This is a genomic window from Leeuwenhoekiella sp. A16 (genome assembly GCF_047946675.1).
GTDB lineage: Bacteria > Bacteroidota > Bacteroidia > Flavobacteriales > Flavobacteriaceae > Leeuwenhoekiella.
Genome location: NZ_CP172313.1, coordinates 174,568 through 197,942 on the forward strand (window position 1 = coordinate 174,568; position 23,375 = coordinate 197,942).

17 protein-coding genes and 1 other RNA gene are annotated in these 23,375 nt (G+C 35.4%); 9 read left to right on the plus strand and 9 right to left on the minus strand.

Translation table 11 applies throughout. The annotated features are described in order from the left end of the window. Window positions 1-6 precede the first annotated feature (6 nt). From ACH3O9_RS00760 to ACH3O9_RS00785, 6 genes are all read right to left on the minus strand, one after another. Window positions 7-1,305: an O-antigen translocase gene (locus ACH3O9_RS00760; RefSeq protein ID WP_416443392.1), complete on the minus strand. Its 1,299-nt coding sequence runs from the start codon at window positions 1,303-1,305 to the stop codon at window positions 7-9. Further along, window positions 1,298-2,434 (minus strand): DegT/DnrJ/EryC1/StrS family aminotransferase, encoded by a 1,137-nt coding sequence (locus ACH3O9_RS00765; RefSeq protein WP_416443394.1) that lies wholly within the window; start codon window positions 2,432-2,434, stop codon window positions 1,298-1,300. The genes ACH3O9_RS00760 and ACH3O9_RS00765 overlap by 8 nt, the downstream gene beginning before the upstream one ends. Further along, on the minus strand, window positions 2,434-3,375 hold the full coding sequence (locus ACH3O9_RS00770; RefSeq protein WP_416443396.1) for a GNAT family N-acetyltransferase: 942 nt from the start codon (window positions 3,373-3,375) through the stop codon (window positions 2,434-2,436). The genes ACH3O9_RS00765 and ACH3O9_RS00770 overlap by 1 nt, the downstream gene beginning before the upstream one ends. 48 nt (window positions 3,376-3,423) lie before the next feature. Beyond that, complete coding sequence (locus ACH3O9_RS00775) at window positions 3,424-3,597, minus strand: type II toxin-antitoxin system RelE/ParE family toxin (protein ID WP_416446740.1); 174 nt, start codon at window positions 3,595-3,597, stop codon at window positions 3,424-3,426. Between the two features lie 65 nt (window positions 3,598-3,662). Further along, complete coding sequence (typA, locus tag ACH3O9_RS00780) at window positions 3,663-5,459, minus strand: translational GTPase TypA (RefSeq protein WP_416443398.1); 1,797 nt, start codon at window positions 5,457-5,459, stop codon at window positions 3,663-3,665. A gap of 112 nt (window positions 5,460-5,571) precedes the next feature. Beyond that, entirely contained in the window at window positions 5,572-6,057 is a 486-nt protein-coding gene (locus tag ACH3O9_RS00785; protein ID WP_416443400.1) for a DinB family protein, read from the minus strand. 163 nt (window positions 6,058-6,220) lie between these two features. Between ACH3O9_RS00785 and kdsA the strand changes: the two genes are divergently transcribed. The 7 genes from kdsA to ACH3O9_RS00820 all read left to right on the plus strand — a co-directional run bounded on the left by kdsA (window position 6,221) and on the right by ACH3O9_RS00820 (window position 11,541). Further along, window positions 6,221-7,036, plus strand: a complete 816-nt coding sequence (gene kdsA / locus ACH3O9_RS00790; protein WP_416443402.1) for a 3-deoxy-8-phosphooctulonate synthase — start codon at window positions 6,221-6,223, stop codon at window positions 7,034-7,036. A 138-nt stretch (window positions 7,037-7,174) separates the two neighbouring features. Continuing rightward, window positions 7,175-7,813, plus strand: a complete 639-nt coding sequence (locus tag ACH3O9_RS00795) for a hypothetical protein (protein ID WP_416443404.1) — start codon at window positions 7,175-7,177, stop codon at window positions 7,811-7,813. A 45-nt stretch (window positions 7,814-7,858) separates the two neighbouring features. Further along, on the plus strand, window positions 7,859-8,152 hold the full coding sequence (locus ACH3O9_RS00800; protein ID WP_416443406.1) for a winged helix-turn-helix domain-containing protein: 294 nt from the start codon (window positions 7,859-7,861) through the stop codon (window positions 8,150-8,152). Window positions 8,153-8,199: 47 nt separating this feature from the next. Then, entirely contained in the window at window positions 8,200-8,928 is a 729-nt protein-coding gene (locus ACH3O9_RS00805; protein ID WP_416443408.1) for a DoxX family protein, read from the plus strand. A 51-nt stretch (window positions 8,929-8,979) separates the two neighbouring features. Then, complete coding sequence (gene creD / locus ACH3O9_RS00810) at window positions 8,980-10,362, plus strand: cell envelope integrity protein CreD (RefSeq protein ID WP_416443410.1); 1,383 nt, start codon at window positions 8,980-8,982, stop codon at window positions 10,360-10,362. Window positions 10,363-10,520: 158 nt separating this feature from the next. After that, window positions 10,521-11,192, plus strand: coding sequence for a DUF1361 domain-containing protein (locus tag ACH3O9_RS00815; protein ID WP_416443412.1), 672 nt, complete (start codon window positions 10,521-10,523; stop codon window positions 11,190-11,192). 58 nt (window positions 11,193-11,250) lie between these two features. Further along, complete coding sequence (locus ACH3O9_RS00820) at window positions 11,251-11,541, plus strand: DUF2809 domain-containing protein (protein ID WP_416443414.1); 291 nt, start codon at window positions 11,251-11,253, stop codon at window positions 11,539-11,541. Between the two features lie 75 nt (window positions 11,542-11,616). On the opposite strand, the gene ACH3O9_RS00825 is transcribed toward ACH3O9_RS00820, so the two are convergent. Then, complete coding sequence (locus ACH3O9_RS00825; RefSeq protein WP_416446742.1) at window positions 11,617-12,822, minus strand: NAD(P)-dependent oxidoreductase; 1,206 nt, start codon at window positions 12,820-12,822, stop codon at window positions 11,617-11,619. A 271-nt stretch (window positions 12,823-13,093) separates the two neighbouring features. Here ACH3O9_RS00825 and ssrA point away from each other — a divergent pair. Both ssrA and ACH3O9_RS00835 read left to right on the plus strand, forming a co-directional pair. Then, window positions 13,094-13,494: a transfer-messenger RNA gene (ssrA, locus tag ACH3O9_RS00830) on the plus strand. 246 nt (window positions 13,495-13,740) lie between these two features. Next, on the plus strand, window positions 13,741-15,000 hold the full coding sequence (locus ACH3O9_RS00835; RefSeq protein WP_416443416.1) for a site-specific integrase: 1,260 nt from the start codon (window positions 13,741-13,743) through the stop codon (window positions 14,998-15,000). A gap of 715 nt (window positions 15,001-15,715) precedes the next feature. On the opposite strand, the gene ACH3O9_RS00840 is transcribed toward ACH3O9_RS00835, so the two are convergent. Together ACH3O9_RS00840 and ACH3O9_RS00845 are read right to left on the minus strand one after the other, a co-directional pair. Further along, window positions 15,716-21,793: a hypothetical protein gene (locus tag ACH3O9_RS00840; protein WP_416443418.1), complete on the minus strand. Its 6,078-nt coding sequence runs from the start codon at window positions 21,791-21,793 to the stop codon at window positions 15,716-15,718. 255 nt (window positions 21,794-22,048) lie between these two features. Beyond that, on the minus strand, window positions 22,049-23,305 hold the full coding sequence (locus tag ACH3O9_RS00845) for a GTP pyrophosphokinase (RefSeq protein WP_416443420.1): 1,257 nt from the start codon (window positions 23,303-23,305) through the stop codon (window positions 22,049-22,051). Between the last annotated feature and the right edge of the window lie 70 nt (window positions 23,306-23,375).

The following is a 23,375-nucleotide window of genomic DNA, read 5'->3' on the forward strand; positions in this document are numbered from 1 at the left end:
AACAACTTATTCTGGCTGTAATTTAAAGAATAATTGTTTTCTAAAAATGAACAACATCATTAGCAAGTGAAATGCAAAACTAAACGCGTGCCCCATTGATGCCCCCACAAACCCATATTGATCTATAAAATAAACACTGCTAAAGTAAATCACAGAGAGTGATATGATCTGGGTAATTATAAAATGTTTAAGCATATTCTTTGCGATAAATTGATATCCCAAAACTATAGATGCCACCCGGATAAGATCACCCAGCAAATGCCAGATAAAAATGGGTTTCATTGCCAGAAAATCAGGCGTGAACAGCAAGTTTATGATCAACCCACGTAAGAAATAAATAACTATCAATCCACCCGCAAAGAGCGGTAATATTGTTTTGTAGTAATTGAATATCTCACGCCTAAAAGCAATATCGGTCTGTAAACGCGATAATTTTGGCAAAATGTAAAGCGTAAGAATTGTGGTTACAAACATGAGATAATAATCAGAAAGGCGCAGCATCGCATCCCAAAGTCCGGCATTTTCTATTCCATCTGTATCGATAATCCTGCGACGAATAGCGATGTAAACCCATGGCGAGACCATACTCGAGAAAACCGTCATTGCCATGTATGAACTGTACTTAATAATGTACGCCTTGCTTATTTTTTCAGTCTTTATATATTTTATAAAATTCTTCCTGTTGATAATTAGAATTATCGTGAGAACCAAAGCGATTGCCGGCACCAGGATCGCTGCGAGAAAAGCGCCGTCTATATTAAAGAAAATAATGAGCGCTGCTGTGATAAAGACACCTATAAGATTTGTAGCAATATTCAGCTGTATTATGATCTTATATTTAGCAAAACCATTTAGTATTGCGATACAAAACATATTGAGCGCATAAAGAGGAACGCTAAAAGCCATGATCTCAAAAATGTAGGTAAAATCATAGTCGTTTTTAAATATGAGTGTATTCCAATAAGAAGCGCCTATGTACAAAGTAAAACCGGTGAGGATCGCTCCTATAAAACCCACATAGTAAGCGGTAGAAAGTATTTTTTTTAGTTCCTTTTTATTGGTCCTAAATTCAGACACGTATTTTACAACACCATCAAGAAAACCTAACGTACAAACGCTTTGTACCGAAGAGAGAAAGTTGCGCAATTCACCAAGAAGCGCCATTCCCTGTGGGCCAAGATAAAAAGCGATCAATTTTGAAGTAATTAAACCAGTTACAATCCGTACAAAAACAGCCATCGCATTGTACGATGTCAACCTAAGAAGTGCATTTGCACCTATTACCTGTTTTAGATACTTAAACATGGTAAGCGTTTATACAATCTATAACCTCAGTCACTTCTTCGTGAGACATTACCGGGCTTATAGGTATGCTCAAAACTTCATCTGCTAATCTCTCTGTAACCGGAAAGTTTAAATGATTGTATTCTGCAAGTGCCTTTTGCTTATAAGGCGGAACAGGATAATGAATTAAAGAACCAATCTTAAATTGATTTAAATGTTTAATAAAGCGCTCTCTATTCTCGACCCTCACCACAAACAAATGAAAAACATGACTTTCATCTCCTGCATAAAATGGAAGCTTAATTTGCTCATTATTTATTTCGGTTAAATAACGGGTAGCAATAGTTATGCGCTTCTCATTATCTGCATCAAGCGTTTTTAATTTAATGCTCAAAAATGCAGCTTGTAGCTCGTCAAGTCTTGAATTTAACCCTAAATAATCGTTGATATATCGTGTTGAAGAACCATAATTACGCAGCTGTTTAATAATATCTGCGAGTTCTTTATCATTTGTTGTGATTGCACCCGCATCGCCCAGCGCACCAAGATTTTTAGTAGGATAAAAGCTAAAACCTGCGGCATCGCCCAAAGAACCAGCTAAAAAATCGGTGGTTTTTAGTGAATTTTCGCTGTTTTCTGTTGAAAATCGGGCGCCGTGTGCTTGTGCTGCGTCTTCAATTAATAATAGATCATTAGCTTTCGCGAAAGCTTTTAAATCTTCTATAGGACCTAACTGACCGTAAAGGTGCGTCACAAAAACGGCTTTGACCCCATCAAGCTGAATCTGCTGTAATTTTTCAACATCAAAATTGAACAATCTTGCTTCAGTTTCTACAAATACGGGAATCATACCTGCTTGTTTTATCGCTAAAATTGTAGCGATATAGCTATTTGCCGCTACGAGGACTTTATCTCCCGTTTTCAATTTTCCTAATATTTTATACCCTTCTAAAATGAGTCGCAGAGCATCAAGACCATTGCCCACACCCACGCAATATTGCGTCTTGCAATAGCGAGCAAATTCATCTTCAAATTGAGACACAGCATTACCCAGAATGTATTGCCCTTTATCTAAAAAACCAGAAGTGGCGCTGATGAGCTCAGCTTGGTAGCGCAGGTTTATTTTCTTAAGATCAAAAAAGGGAACCATTATAATTTAAGTTTAATGGTTTGCTGTAAAAAAGCAACGCTACCTAATTCTTCTTTCTGTTTTATGAGACCAAAATTATAAGGTTCTTTCCCTCCTTTTACGGTGCCCAAATCAAAATACTCAAAATTCAGTTCTCTGTATTTTTTAATGAGAAATATAAAAAGTTGATCCATAGCTCGCATTTTTTCGCCTTCAGGCGAAGTAGCTGCGTATTGCGCCTTTGCTATTTTATCGTTTATAAAAACAGTGATACCGGCTAACAACTTTTCATCATGGTAAAGATTAAACTGCTTAATATGTTCTGGAAATAACTTATTTAAACTTTGAATTTCACTTAAAGTATGAACCGGCTTTGCATTAAAACGAGATGACAATCTGGGCACTAAAATATCTCCCCAAAAACCCTCAAAATCACCTTCTTTTATGGTAAAATCGCGATTTTCATTCTTTCTAAAATATCTTAATTTTTTACTACTTGTCGTGTCTGGCAACTCGTAATCAACAGCATAATTAAGCTCGCTACTTATAACTTTAGCTCCTTTTGTTAACATAAGATGTTCTACTTCTCGTGACGGTAATTTTGTGTAGAACTCCAGTATGCATTTTACCACCAGACTCTCAAAATTGTGTTCTTCAAGAAAAGCAAGAAAGGCTTCAAAAATGAATTTTACCTTTTTAAAACCAATTCCATCCGGAAGGATAATTCCGCCATACGTTAGTCCCTTATGCGAGTAGAGCGTTTTATTTTCTTTATTGGCAGGTATGACGGCAAGTAATTTTTCGTCTCTAAAAATCAACAGACTAAAATCTTCAAATCTGTCTTTATGATAGCCTATAAAATCTCTTTTGTGTAGAAAAGAGGAATTCTTTGCAGTTTTTATAAAGTTATCCCATTGGGCTTTATGTGCAGGAGTATAACGTTTTATCTGATAGCCGGACAAATGCTTAGTATTTATTAAAGTGAAAATACGAAAAAGCAACGAGTAGTGTTATTCGGTAATTCTTTTCTTCAATTCAATTCGCTCGTGCAAAATTCTTATAATATCCACATAATTATCATCTATAATTTTATAAAAGATTATGTGTTTACTAGCTTTTATTCCAAACAAATTCTGTGTGATTTCATCATAGTTTTTTCCCAGAACATTAGTGAAATTTAAAATTTCATTTTATACAACGAAAAAGCCCCCTAAAAGGAGGCTTTTTACTGGTTTTAAACCGATTTTTCTTAGTTTATCTTATTACGCTTACGATCATTTTCAGTCAAATAGATCTTTCTTAAACGTAAATGTTTAGGAGTTACCTCAACATACTCATCTTTCTGAATATATTCTAAAGCCTCTTCAAGAGAGAATTTTATAGCAGGAATGATCTTTGCTTTATCATCTGCACCAGAAGAACGTACGTTAGAAAGTTTTTTGGTTTTAGTGATATTCACAGTCATATCATCCTGGCGGCTGTTCTCGCCAATTACCTGACCTTCATAAATATCTTCACCCGGATCTACGAAAAACTTACCACGATCCTGAAGTTTATCTATAGAGTAAGGTATTGCCTGTCCTTTTTCCATAGAAACAAGAGAACCGTTATTACGTTCTGGAATATTACCTTTAAGCGGTTGATATTCTTTAAAACGGTGTGCCATAATTGCTTCACCTGCAGTAGCGGTAAGCAACTGGTTACGCAAACCGATGATACCACGTGATGGGATCATGAATTCACACACCATACGATCACCTTTAGCTTCCATGCTTAGCATCTCACCTTTACGCATAGTCACCATTTCTACAGCTTTACCAGAAACATTCTCTGGTAGATCAATAGTAAGTTCTTCTACCGGCTCACATTTAACACCATCAACTTCTTTGATGATAACCTGTGGCTGACCTATCTGTAGCTCGTAACCTTCACGGCGCATAGTCTCGATAAGAACAGAAAGGTGAAGTACACCACGGCCAAATACCATGAACTTATCTGCACTGTCTGTATCTTCAACACGTAGAGCCAGGTTTTTCTCAAGTTCTCTTGCAAGACGATCTTTAATGTGACGTGAAGTCACAAATTTACCATCTTTACCAAAAAATGGAGAATCGTTAATTGTGAAAAGCATACTCATTGTAGGCTCATCTATTGCGATTGATTTTAATGCTTCAGGGTTCTCAATATCTGCAACAGTATCGCCTATATCAAAACTTTCTAGACCTACAAGTGCACAAATATCACCTGCCTGAACTTCTTCAACTTTCATGCGGCCTAAACCTTCAAAAGTGTGAAGTTCTTTTATTTTAGATTTTTTAATGCTTCCGTCTCTTTTTACAAGAGATATCTGCATGCCTTCTTTTAAAATTCCTCTTTGTAAACGGCCTATTGCAATACGACCTGTGAACGAAGAAAAGTCTAATGAAGTAATAAGCATTTGAGTAGTTCCTTCTTTAATAACAGGAGAAGGAATGTGCTCTATAACCATATCAAGCAAAGGCTCAATATTATCAGTTTCATTTTTCCAGTCATCACTCATCCAGTTGTTTTTGGCAGAACCATAAACAGTTGGGAAGTCAAGCTGCCATTCTTCGGCACCTAATTCAAACATCAGGTCAAAAACTTTCTCGTGAACTTCTTCAGGAGTACAGTTTTCTTTGTCTACTTTATTAATTACCACACAAGGTTTAAGACCAAGATCGATCGCTTTTTGCAGTACAAAACGCGTCTGTGGCATTGGTCCTTCAAAAGCATCTACAAGAAGTAGTACACCATCTGCCATATTAAGTACACGCTCTACCTCACCACCAAAGTCGGCGTGACCAGGAGTATCAATAATATTGATCTTAGTGCCTTTGTAATTAACAGATACGTTCTTTGAAGTAATAGTAATACCACGCTCACGTTCAAGATCGTTATTATCTAGAATTAGATCACCCGTATTTTCGTTTTCACGAAAAAGTTGGCAGTGGTACATTATCTTATCTACCAGCGTAGTTTTACCGTGGTCAACGTGCGCAATGATAGCTATGTTTTTGATGTTCATAAGGATACCCTTTTTTAGAGGGCGCAAAGATAGTGGTAATTAACGGATAATTAGCTATCTATTTAAAAATGTTTTGTGTATGTCAAAACCTGCAGGTTTTTAGGCTAAAATTTTATTGCTCATCTGCAGAGGGACCATAAGTTGATGGTACAGATTCTCCCAGTAATCGCAGGTAAACTCCCAGTTGTGCACGGTGATGTGGTATTTGATTAAGAACCACATATCGCAGGACTTTATATTTAGACATCTCAAGAACTACTTTCCCTCCTTTTATCATTCTCCATGGTTTTTCATATTCTGCATCATCAACTTCCATAGCTGCTTTTGCATCTGCTGCGGCGGCTTTTAAAACCTGAATCATCTCTTTTGGCGAACTGTTAAGCGGTGGTTTATAATCATCCATATTCATTTCATCTCTAGACATTGTTCCTGTAATCCACCAAGGTATTTCAGCTAAATGGCTTCCCAACTGTTGCAACGTCATTGACTTTTTGTGGGCTTTCCAGTTCATTTTATTCTTTGGGATACGATCCAGAAACTTTTCGGTTAATGCCACTTCGTGCTCAAGTTCAGGAATAAGCAGTTCACGTATTTTCATAAAAAAGTATTAGATAATAGTTATCAAGATACGTTTATTAAAATCTCGAGAATAGAATTACATTTTAACAAAATGTAAAATCTTAGAATAGATGTATAGATTCTTAGTAACAAGATATTCCTTGCTGAAAAAAATGTAAATTTACCGTCTAAATATTGAAGTAATGAAACTTGATCTTATACCCAGAATAAAATATACAGATACTAATAATTTCTTTCTTTTAGCCGGCCCTTGCGCAATTGAAGGTGAAGAAATGGCATTAAGAATCGCCGAAAAAATCGTCAAAATCACCGATAATTTAGGTATTCCATACATTTTTAAAGGCAGTTTTAAAAAAGCTAACCGTAGCCGCATTGACAGTTTTACGGGTATAGGCGATGAGAAAGCGCTCAAGATCTTACGTAAGGTATCTGAAACCTTTGACGTACCTACAGTTACAGATATTCATACAGAACAAGATGCAACCATGGCTGCAGAATATGTAGATGTACTGCAAATTCCTGCATTTTTGGTAAGACAAACAGACTTGGTCGTCGCTGCCGCGGAAACTGGTAAAGTTGTGAACCTGAAAAAAGGCCAATTTATGAGCCCCGAAAGTATGAAACATGCTGTGACTAAAGTTACAGAAACCGGTAATCAACAAGCTATGGTAACAGATCGCGGGACTATGTTTGGCTATCAGGATCTTATTGTAGATTTTAGAGGCATCCCCACAATGCGCCAGTTTGCCCCCACCGTGCTTGATGTTACGCACAGTTTACAACAGCCTAACCAGTCAAGTGGTGTAACCGGGGGAAGACCGGAAATGATAGGTACAATGGCAAAAGCAGGGATCGCAGCCGGAGTAGACGGTCTTTTTATTGAAACTCATTTTGATCCCGCTAATGCGAAAAGTGACGGTGCTAATATGCTTAATCTTGATTTACTTGAAGGTTTATTAACTAAACTTGTAGCGATTAGAAGAGTTGTTGCTGAATAGAATTCTATTCTTATTTTTGAACGTTTACGTACATTATATATCATAAGCCCTGAGAATTATCAGGGCTTTTTATTATTAAAAAATAATTATAATCATATCATATATTTTACTTTACTTTGTAATTCAAAGTACTTTAATATGGAAGCAAAAAACTATCTTAAGGATATCTCAGACATTAAGGAGATGATGAATCGCTCTTCGCGGTTTATTTCCTTAAGCGGACTTTCCGGAATAATGGCTGGTATTTATGCACTAGTGGGTGCTGCATTAGCCAAGTATTATCTTAGTTACTACGATACCATTTATAGTAATTATGATGATGTGACAACTTATGCTATTTCAGAACAACTTGTAACTGATCTTATACTCATTGCCTCAAGTGTAATGGTATTAGCAACACTCACCGCGATTGTACTTACCACTAAAAAAGCCAGAAAGAATAATGAGAAAATATGGACCTCAACAAGCAAGCGCTTACTTGCCGGTTTTTGCATCCCGTTATTTAGTGGTGGCCTTTTTTGCCTTGTGCTCGTGCAATACGGAGTTGTAGTTCTTGTTGCTCCTGCTACCCTTCTCTTTTATGGTCTGGCTCTCATTAATGCTAGTAAATACACCGTAGGTGACATTAAATATATTGGATTAATCAATGTCTTTTTAGGACTTATCTCGACTCAATTTATAGGTTACGGTCTATACTTTTGGGCACTGGGTTTTGGGGTGCTTCATATAATTTACGGTATCATCATGTACAACAAATACGACCGAAAATCGGCTTAAAAAAGCGATTTTTGCATTAAATAAGGCAGTTTTTAAAAATCAGGATTGAAAAATATAATCAGCAATATAAATAAAGCTTTTGACCATCGTATACGCCTGGGTATTATGAGCATACTTATGGTTAATGAATATGCCGATTTTAATATGCTTAAAGAATTACTGGGTGCCACAGATGGAAATATCGCAAGTCATACAAAAGCCCTGGAAAAAGAGAATTATATTGTAGTAGAAAAATCATTCATTAACCGCAAACCCAATACCCGTTATATCGCCACTAAAAGTGGTCGTGAGGCTTTTAGTAAACATATAGAAGCTTTAGAAAAACTAATAAACCAATAAATTTTTTATTCATTACTTTGAAATTCAAAGTACTTTATATGACTCAAATGAATACCATACAAAAACTTGATAATCTACACCTTTGGTTCAGACAAAATTGGTGGCTGCTCTTGTTTACTCTTTTTACCAGAATTGCTCTGGCGATAGGTTTTATTTTTCCTGGTTATGTTAAAATTATTGATGAGCGCTTTACCGATTTGCATAACAATCAGCCTATGGGGCATTACCTGCAGGCTCTTTTTGAGACGGGTTATTATTACACTTTTATTGGTATTATGCAAATCGTAGCAGGTGTTTTTTTGCTTATTCCGCGTACGGTACTTTTAGGAGTTATTATCTATCTCCCAATCATTTTGAATATCTGTATACTTTCCTGGTCGGTACGGTTTGAAGGATCATTGTTCACTTCACCCCTTATGGTAATTGCCTGCCTGTACTTGCTGTGGTGGCACTTTGACCGGGTAAAATATCTTTTACCATTACAAGCAAAGTCACTCCCTGCTTCTCTGCCCAAACAAGAACTTAATAAGAAATTCCCGTGGACCTTTTTCACGTTTGTAGCAATCACTTTAGTAGGTGTTACCGCATTCGCTGTTAATGCTTTTGAAGTCATACCCAGAAACACACTAGGCGACTGCAATGCACAATTTAAAGGAACTAACCGCTCCTCAGCCGGAGCTGAATTCTGTAACTGCATACATATAAACGGCCAACCGCTGGATAAATGCCTTAAGCAATACGAAGCTGCTGCAGATAATATAATTAATAAACATTAAAATTTTTTTTATTCATAAACTTTGAAATTCAAAGTACTTTAATTCTATATTATGAACCAAACTGAATCATCTATCAATAAGATAGGCCGCTGGATTAAAAACTCAATTACTGCAAGAATGCTAATGGTGGGTTTTCTTACCCTCATCTTACTTATTCCCTTATTCTTTGTTAAAGATCTTATAAAAGAGCGTGCACAAAGACAGAAAGATGTTGTTTCTGAGATCAATGATAAATGGGGAAGCGAAGTACTTATTTACGGCCCCGTATTAAAAGTGCCGTACAAAACTTACAATGAAAAATCTACAACGGACACTAAAACGAAAGAAATTACAACAGAAAAAATAGAACAAATAAAATATGCATATTTCTTTCCTGAAGAACTATCGATCAATAGCAAAGTAAATCCTGAGATAAAGAGCAGAGGCATATACAAAACCACTGTTTTTAACAGCAAAAATGTGTTGACAGGTACTTTTACAACTCCTGATTTCTCAGAAGAAGATATTTCATCAGAAAATATAATTTGGGATAAAGCCAGAGTTCTTCTACAAACCTCAAATCTAAAAGGCGTAAACGATCAGGTGGAGATTTCTTTTGGTCAAAATAATTATCATTTTTCGACGCATTATCAGGCGGGTAACACAGTACAACTTCAAAAACTACAACTTCATGAAATGGAAAGTAAACCATTAAAATCTAATGACATGCCACGAGACAAAGCAGTCTCATTTACTCTTAATCTCAGCATTAATGGCAGTGAACAAATTAGATTTATACCTATAGGTAAAACCACAGAGGCTCAAATTGTTTCAAACTGGAAAACCAGCAATTTTATGGGCAATTTTCTGCCCTACAACAGTGAAAAAATCTCAACAGATGGCTTTGATGCTCACTGGAAGATATTAGACATAAACCGCCCCTTTTCACAAACCTCATATGATTATTTACCGCAGATTACAGATTATGCTTTTGGAGTCAATTTTATGATTCCTGTTGATGAGTATCAAAAAAGTGAACGCGCTGCCAAATATGGTTTTCTTGTAATTGGTTTGACTTTTCTTACTTTCTTTTTGATACAGACGCTCAGCAAAATTTACATTCATCCCTTTCAATACCTGATGATAGGGCTTTCATTAATCATGTTCTATACGCTGCTAATTGCTATTTCAGAACATAGCAGCTTTTTAAAAGCCTATTTAATTGCAGGATCTTCGGTCATTCTGCTCATAACATTTTACTCAAGGTCGATTCTAAAAAACTTCAGGTTTCCACTTCTAATCGCTATTTCGCTATCTGCTCTATATAGTTTTATTTACATCATCATTCAGCTTGAGAGCTACGCTTTACTTGTAGGCAGCATTGGGCTATTTGCCATTCTCACGGGAGTTATGTTTGCTTCGCGAAAAATAGACTGGGAACAGGAAAAAATCTAATCTTCAGAGCTCCTTCCCTTATCAAGGGAAGGTGGCTTCTTTCGCGCTAGCAGAGAGAAGACGGGAGGGTTACATTTAAACTATGAAAATATGTATTCTAATATTAAGACCTACTAGGTTTCAAAAACCTTGCAGGTCCCCAAAATCCTCATCCTTCCATGAAAACCTTAATTATCAATAAATTTCATGCACTGCAGGTTCTATTTTTAAGCTGCGCGACCAGTATTTTCATGCTGGGCATTAAACTCAAAATAACACATGAGTTCTTTTATTTATTCCTGGTGTGGAATCTTTTTCTGGCAATAATACCATTGATCGTGGTCTGGTGGTTGCAGAGCAGGAATAGTACATCAAATCTATTAAATATCGCAGCGGTTTGTATCTGGTTACTATTTTTGCCAAACTCGCCTTATGTCATTACAGATTTTATACACCTGCAATATTCTCAAGCTTTGCTGGCAGACACTGTGATCATATTTGCATTTGCCGTTGCTTCACTTTTTGCCGGGCTTCTTTCAATTTGTGAAATGAGATCATTTTTCAGCTATAGATTTTCGCGGAAGCAATTAAATATCATGACTCAAATTATATTTTTCCTTTGTGGTTATGGCATTTATTTAGGTCGCGTTTTAAGATATAATTCGTGGGATATTTTGAGTAATCCCATTCAACTTTTACGTGACAACCTTGCTTTTATAAAAAATCCTGTGAATAACTGGCCGGTATTTGCAGTAACCATTTGCTGTGGTATTTTTCTGAGTGCGATTTTTTATGCTGCAGAGCCGTTTTTGAAGAGATTATCCCGTATTTCGCAGCATGAAGCGCAATAGCAAAATATATTATTTCATTGGCTTTATATTCCTGTTCGTTACGGAAATTGCCATTGCTATGTACGTTAACGATAGGTTTATCAGGCCGTATCTGGGCGATTTTTTAGTCGTTATTATGATCTATTGCTTTATAATGAGCATCAGTTCAATTTCAATACTAAAGGGATTGTTAGCAGTATTAATATTTTCGTTTACTCTGGAATTTTTACAACTGCTACCTATGGATTTCGCTCATGGCGAAAAATGGCTCAGGATAATTATAGGCCACAGTTTTTCTTATATTGACCTATTGATGTATGTGTTGGGACTTGTTGCTTCCGGTTTAATAGAATTTCTACGGCAAAATTAGACTGTAAGACTAAACTTACATCTAAATTAGAAAAGACCTGTAAGGTTTCTAAAACCTTGCAGGTCTTTTTATTAATTATTCCTTACCATCAACATAATCCTGCAAATAGCTGAATCTTTCAGTTAATTTTCCGTTTTCTGTCATTTTCGCTCTGGCTAGCACTCCATCTTTGTCTCCATTAAAAAATGCTGGAAGTACGTTTTTAAGAAACATCTCACCAAAACCTTCGCTGGCATCTTTGGGTAATTCACATGGTAAATTATCTACGGCCATCACTGTAATACTCCCTGGAGAGTCAAAAGCGGTTTCGGTTTCAGTGTTTGGATCATAACCATAAAGAGGTTCTGCAATAGTTGATGGTCGTATTGTAGAAGCCACCGGCCCATCAATGTCACATGAGATATCTGCAACTACTTTTATATTAAATTCGGGAAGTTTTGCATCCTCTCGAGTAAATAAAAACGGAGCTCCATCGCCATAAAAGTGCCCGGCAATAAAGAAATCGGTCACTTTCGCAAAGCGCAAAAAATTTGATTTATACAACTCTGGCGTTTGCATTAGACTTTTAAAATCTGCCTCTTTACCGTCCTTTCGCTTGTTGTAATGAAGAGCGCCAATTAGACAATAAACCGGTTCATCAAAGGTTTCATTAAGAAATTCTCGTACTCCTACTTTGCGTATTTTTAGAAAATCGAGAATCTCGCGGGCACCTTTTGCAACACGACCGCTACCGCTTAAACATATTTTTATATTCGGAAGTTTTATAGTTTTAAGTTGCTCGTATAAAGCATCAAGATCAGGCAGGTTTTCTGCCTTAGGAATATCCCAAAGTTTGTACCGCAAACCCCACGCACGAAAACCGTTATAAGCGCCTACTAACCCCGCATAACGACCAAAGCCTATAAGCCGCGCACCATTTTGTTTTACAATCACCTCGTGATCATACAACTCAATATTTTTATCTAAAACAGCTCGTAATAAATCCCTGTTATATTCCTGCTTTTTAATGGTATGACTGAAGAAAAAATATTTTTTATTAGAAATTAAAGCTTCCAGCGGAACCTCTTTTACCCCTAACAACACATCGCAATCTGAAACATCATTAGCAACTTCAATACCTGCAGCACGATAAAAATCGTCTAAAAACACCCGAATATCGGAGGATTCTACCTTAAAATCGGCCTCCGGAAAGGTATTTTTAGCTTCTTTTAATTTTTCAGGCGAAAAAACAACACGACGATCTGGCGGATTCTTGCGTTCTTTTATAATTCCGAATTTAATCTTAGTCATATTCTTTTCTTATTAAAGCACCCGAAATTACGATTTAAAGAACATTTTGCGCCTCATTCATAAACCAACTTTAAGAAGAACAAAAAAATATTCTTGGTTTAAGCGATAAAGCAGAAATTGAGAAAAAATAATTACTCCTTATACCTGCCAAGATAACTATGGAATAGCTTTTGCTATTTGATGTGTGCACCTAGATAATAGTTGCTATATTTGCCACCCTCTAATTTTTACATTTGATGTAGAATAAGAGGTATTAAAACTTGGGGTCGATTTGGTTTTGACAGCGAGTCTAATTGAATGGTAAGCACGTCGAGCGCTGGGACACTAGCTCGTAAATATCATGTTTCACACTTTTTAAACGGCGAGAATAACTACGCCCTAGCTGCATAATCCGAATCACAGTAGGATTACGCCTCGGCCCACAAGGTGGGCAAGCAGGAAGCCACTCACCTGCCCTGGTTTACGGCGGTTGAATTAGTGGCTTCGTAAAAGTAGACCTAGTCATCGCAGGGTCCTGATGTGATGGCAAAATTTAATTGGGAATAAGGTTTCACTTGGTAGTTGCCGACCGGATGTTGCACGAAAATTAATTGGCAAATAAACGTGTAGAAAGCTATTGAATTGCTTGTTTGGACGGCGGTTCGAGTCCGCCCGACTCCACTATTAACATTTTAAGCTACTTTAAAAACCCTGTAATCGTATGATTTACAGGGTTTTTTATTTTGTTTGATGTCATTTGATGTCAACTGAAATGGTATCTAATGGGCACCAATTCGGTTACCATTTTATTTTGACAAAAATGGTAACCGAATTAGCGATAATAGCCTACATATCAACAACTTCAAAACGTTAACGTATTTGGAAATAATGTTGAATATTTCTACCTTGAAGGCTCAAAAGGTAACCATTATGGCAAAGACACTCCATTTTTTATTCCATCTGAGAAAAAGTAGATCAGAAAAAACTGAAAAAGCAAAAATTTATATGCGCTTAACTTTTAACGGAAAGCGATCTGTGATAAGCATAAGCCGTTCCATATCCCCAGAGAGATGGGATAAAGTAAAATGCAGGGTTAAAGGAACAAATAAGGAGGCTAGAGAAATAAATGACCATATTGCTAAGATCATTTACAACCTTAATAAAATCCATCAAAACTTGATGGATGAAGGGGCGATGGTAACCCCTAACAAAATGATCAGAATTCTCAATGGTGATGACGATAAAGACCGAAAAACGCTCGAGGTGTTTAGAGAGCATAACGCCAAAACCGATGAAATGGCCGGAAAAGAAATTTCAGCCAGTACCGCGCAGCGGTATTGGACCTGTTATAATCATGTAGAACAATTCATTAAAGAGCAGTATAAAGAAACGGACTATCGACTGAAAGACATTGATTATAGCTTTGTGACAAAATTTGAACATTTTTTAAAAACCAAACGGAAATGCAATCACAATTCAGCCCTCAAATACGTCAACAACTTCAAGAAAATTATAAGAATAGCACTTGCCAACAAGTGGATGACCCACGATCCTTTTATTAGTTATAAAGTTCAATTTGACCCGGTGCAACGGGAATTTCTAAACCAGGAGGAAGTAGATACGCTCTGGGAAAAAGAATTACATTTTGACCGTTTAAAACTGGTCAGGGATATGTTTGTTTTTTCCTGCTATACAGGACTTGCCTATTCTGATGTAGAAAAGTTGTCCAAATCTGATATCAGTATTGGTATAGATGGCGGAAAATGGATACGTATTAATCGTACTAAGACAGGAACCCGGAGCAGTATTCCGCTCCTTCCGGTTGCCGAACAAATTCTGGATCGCTATGCAGACGATCCGCTGGTGGTTGATTCCGATAGGTTAATTCCTGTTTTTACCAACCAGAAATCCAATGCATTTTTAAAGGAAATTGCAATTCTATGCGGAATCACCAAACCCCTTACTACGCACCTGGCCCGACATACTTTTGCAACAACGATAACGCTGACAAATGGAGTACCCATTGAAACGGTGAGCAAAATGCTGGGTCATCAGTCCCTGCGTACCACGCAACATTATGCAAAAATCGTGGACCGAAAAATTAGTGATGACATGCAAATTCTTAGGGCAAAACTGGCAGCCCAGAATGACGAGAAGAGTAAAAAGCAAGGGAAGAATAATAAGAAATAAAAGGAAATTTAATCTGTACTGTACTCAATTGCATTAATAGAAAATAACTTCAAATGATATCATTAAACCATCCCATAATTGAACAGCTGGTGAAGATCTAATGAACAGCAAGCATGCCATGAATGAACAGCAACCGTCCCATAAATGAACAGCTGATGGGATCTAGTATAAACATATTAAACAAATAAACATATAAAACAGACAGACCTGATTTTTTGATTTTTGTATATCAAAATTTAAACAGGCAAATAGAAATTACACCCCTCGAATAAACCTTTTAAACGACTACTGCTGGTTTTTTTCTTAAATTACAACTCTTAACTCTATCCGCTGGTGAAAATAAAAAAGAAGCTGCTTAAATTTCCGTTTACAAACGGATAGATTTAGGTCATAAAATATGGGTGGATTTGAAGTTATTTGTGTTATGGTCTATTGACCTCCTCCCATATTCAGTTAATGGTCATAATTGGAGAATCAGGGCGTGAATTTTAGAAGCGTAATCCTGACCTAAAGAGGAAAAATCGCTCTAAGGCGATTTAAATACGTGAGTGTTTTTAAAAATTAGAGACTTGTGCAACGGTTACCATTGTTGTATGCCCGTTCTTTTTCTTTTCTGTCAGTATTGTGACAGCCATACTCTTTGGCAAGTTTTGGCTTGTGGGGTTGCCTTGAGCGACTTGCCAATGTGTATAGATGCGAGCGTTTGGATTCATTTTCAAATTCTTATCACATAAATTTCTTGACTATCCATTAGTACTGAATCTTCATATTTAAACCTGGTTAACTTCTTTTGAAGAAACAAATTCTTCTCAACAGATCTAATCTGTTCTAGTCCATTTTCGGAAACTGAAACGAACCAGCCTTCTCCAACCTCTCCGTCCTTACGTGGTGTCATGCTTGTATTTCCATTTGACCAATAAATCGATTCTGCCATTAATTTTCCTCCAGAGTTTTTCCAAGCAAATAGTTTGGTTGGTTCAGGCTCCCACCCAAGATGTCTTGCCAAGACAGGGTTAATAGCAATCCATTTAGATTTTAAATCAAATTGATCGAATCTATGATCCCTAATTACAAGGATGAAATGTCCTCCACCTTTCATTGTGTGATAGTTATCGCTTAATTGGTGAAAAACAGAGCCGAAAATATAATAGTTCTCTTCACCCAAATCTTCGTTTATGGCAATTTGATACATATATTCCTCTGTTGGAGCTCCCCAATCCAAGTTTCTAATTCGGCTATATTCGCCAATTATTTTAAAATCATCATGATAGTTTAAAAGTGATTCACTGATTCGATCTGATTCACCGATTCGATCTAACCAATCATTACCAACACCTCCAAAATCTCTCTCTTTAACAGTTTGAACAAATTCAGGTTTAGCTATTACGTTAAAAAACTGAACAGTATAATCATGAGAGATTAAAACATTCTGAATGTTTCGAGTATCAATTATTCCAGAATCTATTAATTCACTGCTGACATGCATTATGGCTCTTCGCGCAGCCAGTAGTCTGGGTATCCAACTATGATAAGGGTACTTTAGGTAAATTTCTTGTAGGTGATTTTTCATATTTTTCTCGTACTCAACAGTCCATTCCTCTTCTCGTCCAATTTCTTTCATGATCGAATAAGCTCTATATGCAAGATTAGATTCATGAATTCCAGACTCCTCTGATAAAATTTTGATCAAAAATTCAAAAGGTCTTATCAGGTCTCGGGGGTCATTAATATCAACTTCTGGAAAGTAAGGGTCAATCTCTTTTTTTAAATCTGACTCTCCATTTTCTGGAATATGTAAAGAGTACACTTTAGGTAGCTGAATTCTTTTCGGAGTTGGAATTTCTTCTCCTATTGAGGAAAGTATATCTATTGCATTTTTTCTTAATTGATAATCATTTGATAGAGCTAAACTGTTAATCTTTGATTTAAGCGAATGAATTTTTGGAGAGTCGAATTCAGATAATTTCATTAACACATCCAAACATGAGTAATCATCTAACCCACCATTCAGTAATTGAACAAGAGCAGAATTATCACCTTGATTAATATATTTTGCCAAAAGCATTAAAGATTGTTCCTTTACTATCGAGACAGGGTTTTCTGATAGATAAACCAAGTAATCGACTAATGTTTCAATGATTGGTCGATCTAATGAAGGAAGAATAGGTAAATTTTCAACAGGTATACTATTCGACATCAGTCTTTGTAGATAACCATATATTTCAGGCCAAAGCTCTTCTTCAACATAATTTTCTGTTAGAAGAGGAATGATGTCTTCAAGATGTTCGATATATGAACTCGGATAATTACTACTTACTATATCATGAGCGAATACTTCAAATGCTTTATTAGATGAGATTTCGGGATTGATTCGCTTTAGTGCACTAAACGCATTAATTCTTGTTCCTCCATCATGGTATTTGACCCAGCCCGATTCGCTCGAAAGCTCAATACTTTTATTGGCTAACCTAGTTGCCAGTTCAGTGTTTCCTAACGTTAAGGCGGCTTCACTTAGTTTGGCATAGAAATCGGATTTCTTCCTTCCAATTCTAGCTAGTTTGGTAACTTCTTCAATTTTACTCGAAGACAACAAAGGAGTTATTTTTTCAATAACTTTTGACCAATTAAAAAATGAATTTGCCTGATCTTCTTCTTGAATAATTTTCTTGAAATCATCAAAATTTGAAACACGTTCTAACACTTCACTTTCATCAATCCTTTCATAATCTGTCTTTAAAGCCAAGGTATTAGAAGAACTTGACGACCTATCTCTTTTATTCTTTACAGGTATATTAAAAGATGAATAATAATCTTCTGAGTTTAGTCCTTTTGATTTATAGAAGTCATCAATTTCAGAGAGTAGGTAATATCTGGTTTCTTCGTAAGCTTTAATTTCTATTGCCGAAATTATAGCTTGTGTGTGCCCTATTAAAAATTCTTCTTTTAAAATTTCACACCCTTTTTCTAGGATAGATTTAAGCAGAGAAGAATCAGCAGATTCAGCAAGAAGCAGATATAGATCAGTATATAGTTGAACAATGCATATAAACTCTTCCTTACTTTTTGTACGGATGACGAAATGTTTGATGAAAAGGATAATGGTATCTTTAAAATCAATCAGATCATTTTCTAGTTGCCAAATGGCCTGTTCGAGACCATCACTCAGATCATGTTCAAACGTGACTGCTAATAATTCTTCCGAAGCATTCCAATAAGCTCTTCCTTCCGTGGTTTCTTTAATATGGTTTAAATGAGATAAGAACCACTTTATTCTTTCAGAAGCTCTTGATGGGTCTTTATGGTTTATTTTTCTTAACCATTCAATCCAGGTACTAAATTGATAATCTTTTCTATAACCTATTCCAATAGATTCTTGAATTGCCTGTTTGAGCCATTTTTCAGCTTCCTCCAACTCGTCTAAAATGAACCACACTTTTGAGTGAGCCAAACATTCGGTTATTCGACCATCTATATCATGATCATTTAACATCGAATCCTCTAAGGATCTCAACCGTATTACTGCTTTTTCGACACCAAACCCATTATTTAAAAGGGATTTAATGATTTTGCGTTGGATACTTGTACTCCAATATTTTGGAGAATTATGAAACTCGCCAAATAAATAATCTCCTAATAATTCTAGTTCTTCAGAGCCCAATTCAGATACAGCCGATATCAAAAAATCAAAATATTGGCCTTTTACCTTCGTCAGCTTATACCAATAATTATTTCGGTGAGATATTTCTTTGTAGTAAAACCGAACTATTGGATATACTCTTTTAATAATATCATCAGGCATTGGTGCTTGAAGAATTCCTTCCGCTAGGATTTGAGTAGTAATACATAACATTCGTTCAAACTCTACTATGACTTCTTCATCAGTACCTTTCGCAACAGATGGAATTGCAGACGTAATAGAAACCCCGTTTCCAGATAGGTTAAGTAATTTGTTAAGTTTGATTAATGGAAGGAAGGCGTCTAACGAATCATCATATCCCAACCGATCTTTACCTACATTAGAAGGTTGTTCAACTTCCTTAATCCAGCTATATGTTTCATTTAAGTCACGGGTAACTTTATATACTAAATCGGCAATGAATATTTTACCAATAGGTTTTGTCTTCTCTTTAGTGAAATGAGAGGTTAATAATGACAAATATTCATTCGCTCGACTATTATCTTTTAAGTCAAGGCATCGCTCGATAGCATATTTTATAAGTTGAAAAAGAGAATTCCTTCCTCTCGAAGACGTGGGATTTGTTTTTTTCGTGACTCTATTGAAATCATCCCACTTATTTTGATCAACTAAACTATAACCAAGATTCGAGAGCAACCTTAATTGTAAATCAGATTCTTTTTCTTCAAACCTGTTTTCTCTGATGCTATCTGAGAATTGAATTTTATCAATTATCGAGAAAATACTCTCAATTGATTCAAAAAAGGGAGCTGTATAAATCCATTCTTCTAAAGAGTCCCTTATTTCTTCGTATCTATGAGAATCATCAATGATAATCCCTGAATCTGTAATGATTTCAGGATAGGCTAAATTGTATAAGGTGGCTCCTTCAGATTTGTGTCCAAATTCTATAAACAAGCGACATGCATTGAATGCATATGATTCGCTACAATGTAAAGTATTACCAGTTCTTAGATAATCTCTAGCTAAATCAAATTTATTTAAGAATAAGAGTTCTTCTGTAAATGATGCAGGATCAATATTGAATAACCTTCTTTCGATTTCTGCAAGTGAGAACAGATATCTTACCAGAGTATTGATGTCCTTATTTCGTCTAGCTATTTCAACTCCTAATTTTGCATCTTGCTTAATTTCTTCTGCTGGTCTGAAATTAAGTAATTGTTGAGTAAAGCTATCTGAAGTAACAACTGAAACAAACCTATCAAATTGCTTTGCCTGAAATAGATGATGATTCTGTTTCCAAGATTTCTCAATCTCTGACTTTACATAATAATCAGCCAGTTGATTATGATATTTGATATTACCTGTTAGGTCATACTCTCCTGTTAAATAATTCAAGGAGGTATGATGAAGAAGGAATTGCTTGAACGAATTATGAAAGAAAGACAGAGTTCTTTCTTTTTCATTAAACAGAAACCTAGCCTTTTCACGAAAGGACTTTAGTGCACTTGGTTGCAAACCCCATTCCTGAATGAATTGAAGATTGATTGAACCATTAATTCTGGCAATTAAACCTAAGAATTCAATTTGGCTATCTTCTTTCTGAATAGGCTCCCATATTTTTTTATAATAATTATCAATACTACCATCAATAACTTCAAAAGATTTGATTGTATCGTCAATCGAATCTGCCTTATTGATTTTTTCAACTAAGTAAGACAGGTATAATGGATGTCCTTGTGATTTCTCAAACACTTGCAACTTTTGAGAACCAGTAAGTTGAATTGAAGAATCAAGATTATCAATGTACTTGTAGACTTCCTCCTTTTTTAGTGGATCAATTTGAATAGTTCTATCTCCATTCTGAAATTCAGTTTTAATTTCCTGTTGAATGTCTTCAAGTTCATAGGACTGGCTACCAAGAATAATGAACACACCATCAGGTAAAGTAGAGGGTAAAGGAAGTTCACGTAGGAAGCTATTTGTTGTTGATTTGTATTCTCTAGGAACATGATCTAGACCATCAATCAATATTATGGTCGGTCGACCATTTGTCACAAAATCTTCTCCGATTGCTCTTAATTGCTCGTTGAATACATCCTTTAGAAAAAGCAAGTCTTTATATGGAAGTATGTCTCTTTTATATATCCCAGCCTCCTTTAATTGAAAAACTAAATCGAAAAAAAGATAAGTGGCATTTCCTCTTTCATAAAAGTTTAAGTGTGAAGATGGATTAACGAAATCAAAGGCGTAATACCTTATTATTCGTGTTTTTAGACCTTTCGACCATTGATTCAATAAAGTAGATTTGCCTGTACCTGGGCCTCCCAGCAAAAACAGGTAGCCATTTTTATGCTCTTCTAATTTTGAGTTTAATAAGTCAATTGATGATTGAATCGGTTGGTATCTTTGTCTATCAACTATTAACTCATGATTGAAAATTGTTTTTAATCTGTCAGACCAACCTAATTCTTTAATAATTTCGTGTCGAGAAAATTCTACGATTCTTTCTGGACTGGCGACCTTTTCAACAATAAATCTGCTGATCTGCTGAAGGTCTTCGTCTTCCCTAGAGTATTTAATATTTCCAACACTAAACTGTTTTTGTTTATAATCAGGCTGAAAATCAAAACTGGCTACAAACTCTTCAAAATCAGAATCACTAAGTTTCGAGCTCTTTTCGAACTCTGCAAGAACTGAATTCCACTTAACATCAATTGCTTGATTTGATTTCAGCTTTGTCCAGACTTCTGAAAAGAAGTCTTGAAATGAACCAATTTTAGTATGGCCTTCCTTCAAGCTATCATGGGAGGAAATAGGCTTGTTAGTGATTAAATGAGGAATTATTTTTTTTCCAGGATTCGCTGTTTTTAAACTCTTCCAACTTGAGGTTATAAGAGGTAGCAACTCTGTAAATTTTGTAAATGATATGTTGGATCCCGCTATAGTCCATTTTACTTGATATGCATGGATTTCTGAATAAGTAGAATATTGTATGTCATCTAGCTTTTCAGCCTTAGGGTCTGCTATCCGTATCCAGTCAAGCTTTTTATTTATTAGATTCAAATAAACAAACCAAGCAAACTCATCAAATTGAGGCAAATAGCCACCCATTGCTGCTCTTTCTCCACTTGCTGATACTATTTCTTCGCTCATTATTATTTTTAATCTATATACTTTTGGCTAAAAAATAGCTCTTTTGGTTTTTCAGCGTTGGTTTTGTGTTTCGGAAAAAAACCAAATATGCTATTTGTGCGGTGGCTTTTTTCGAATGGCATACAACGTTTAGTGTATGAAAAGTAGGGGATTTTTAAGCATCAAACTTTCGGTTGAATACAAGGTTTGATAAGAGCCAAAAGCCTTGAATCTACTACTATTTTTCCTATTTTTTATATAAAGTGTTAGCAGCATTTATAATTTTCTCATTTCTTTTTCTAATTTTTTACGATCATTAGAGACACTTATCTTATTAATCAATTGATTTGTTATTTCCTTGATTATTTCAAAATCATTGAGCAATATATTTGGTACTTTAAGATTGTGGACTAATTCGTTTCTTAAAGTCCTTAAACGTAAAATATCGTTTAGCTGCTCTTTATTAATGAATTTCTGCGAGTATAATAATTCAAATTTAGTTCCGTGATATTTATTTCTAATAGGAGGATTTATATTTCCATCATTTATTAAGTAGGAAGCAGTTTCGTCTAGAATAGACCAGCACTTTATGAATTTTTCAAATATCGACGAGTTGTCGTGAGGTAGATTTAGATTTTCGAGATACTTTTTAATTATGTTTTTATCAATTAATGAGGAGTCATTCATATAAATATCTAATAATTGGTTAGATATTGATTCTTTATCTTCTAAGTTAATTAAGTTAAGATATTCATCTAAAATTTTAGTATCTATATTCTTGTTTGTCTTTAGAAAATTGTTGATTAAAAAGGTATTACCATATTTTACATTTTCTTTGTTTTTGAATTTGTTAATTATATAGTTAGTTAGTTCATATTTATCGTCAATCTTCGCGGATTTTTCGGTTCTAATAGCCATAGCAGATTGCAATCTTTCTAATGCAATTTCTCCTGCTAATACTAAACCGTTTATTTCATCTAATATTGATAGCTCTTCTTTTGAAAGATCGCCCGAATAAGGTTTATAAACTAAATCGTGCTCTACTTCAGACCATGCATGCATTAAAACCGAAGCTACTTGGACTTCGGCAAGTGTATTTTGATATCTTTTCGTTAAACTATGGTCTTTTAATTGAACCCGATAATGTGTTGCCCAATAGCCGGAAAATCGCTTATTATGTTTTGGAACATGAGTGTCATTCGGAAAATCCTTTTTAAGTTTAACATCGAAAATTTCATTTACAATTTCATCTAATAATTCTCTTTCTGATGGAAAATATAGTGAAACTCTAATTCCTGCTAAATCAACTATATCATCAAAGATTTCAGATAGACTTTGATATTTTTTTTTCTTATTTCGACTGATTAATTTGTCGTAAAGTCTTTCTGGCTTTTTAGCTCTAAAAGAAACAATAGCTTTTATCCCTCTTTTAAAAAGTTGGTCCTCTATTTTATTCGATATTATCTGAGATAGCTTTTGATAATAATCGTATTCTTTGTTGTATTGAGTAATAAAATTATCAATTATATTCATCAGTATAGTTTTGTCTATTGCTGCTAACGGTTGTGTGTATGGCTCGTAACGTGTAAAAAGGCTTTTTTCT

Excerpts from the sequence above, each read along its gene's own strand:
- ACH3O9_RS00760 (WP_416443392.1), bottom strand. The coding sequence starts at position 1,305 with ATGTTTAAGTATCTAAAACAGGTAATAGGTGCAAATGCACTTCTTAGG.
- ACH3O9_RS00765 (WP_416443394.1), bottom strand. The coding sequence starts at position 2,434 with ATGGTTCCCTTTTTTGATCTTAAGAAAATAAACCTGCGCTACCAAGCT.
- typA (WP_416443398.1), bottom strand. The coding sequence starts at position 5,459 with ATGAACATCAAAAACATAGCTATCATTGCGCACGTTGACCACGGTAAA.
- ACH3O9_RS00785 (WP_416443400.1), bottom strand. The coding sequence starts at position 6,057 with ATGAAAATACGTGAACTGCTTATTCCTGAACTTGAGCACGAAGTGGCA.
- kdsA (WP_416443402.1), top strand. The coding sequence starts at position 6,221 with ATGAAACTTGATCTTATACCCAGAATAAAATATACAGATACTAATAAT.
- ACH3O9_RS00795 (WP_416443404.1), top strand. The coding sequence starts at position 7,175 with ATGGAAGCAAAAAACTATCTTAAGGATATCTCAGACATTAAGGAGATG.
- ACH3O9_RS00805 (WP_416443408.1), top strand. The coding sequence starts at position 8,200 with ATGAATACCATACAAAAACTTGATAATCTACACCTTTGGTTCAGACAA.
- creD (WP_416443410.1), top strand. The coding sequence starts at position 8,980 with ATGAACCAAACTGAATCATCTATCAATAAGATAGGCCGCTGGATTAAA.
- ACH3O9_RS00815 (WP_416443412.1), top strand. The coding sequence starts at position 10,521 with ATGAAAACCTTAATTATCAATAAATTTCATGCACTGCAGGTTCTATTT.
- ACH3O9_RS00820 (WP_416443414.1), top strand. The coding sequence starts at position 11,251 with ATGTACGTTAACGATAGGTTTATCAGGCCGTATCTGGGCGATTTTTTA.
- ACH3O9_RS00835 (WP_416443416.1), top strand. The coding sequence starts at position 13,741 with ATGGCAAAGACACTCCATTTTTTATTCCATCTGAGAAAAAGTAGATCA.
- ACH3O9_RS00840 (WP_416443418.1), bottom strand. The coding sequence starts at position 21,793 with ATGAGCGAAGAAATAGTATCAGCAAGTGGAGAAAGAGCAGCAATGGGT.
- ACH3O9_RS00845 (WP_416443420.1), bottom strand. The coding sequence starts at position 23,305 with ATGAATATAATTGATAATTTTATTACTCAATACAACAAAGAATACGAT.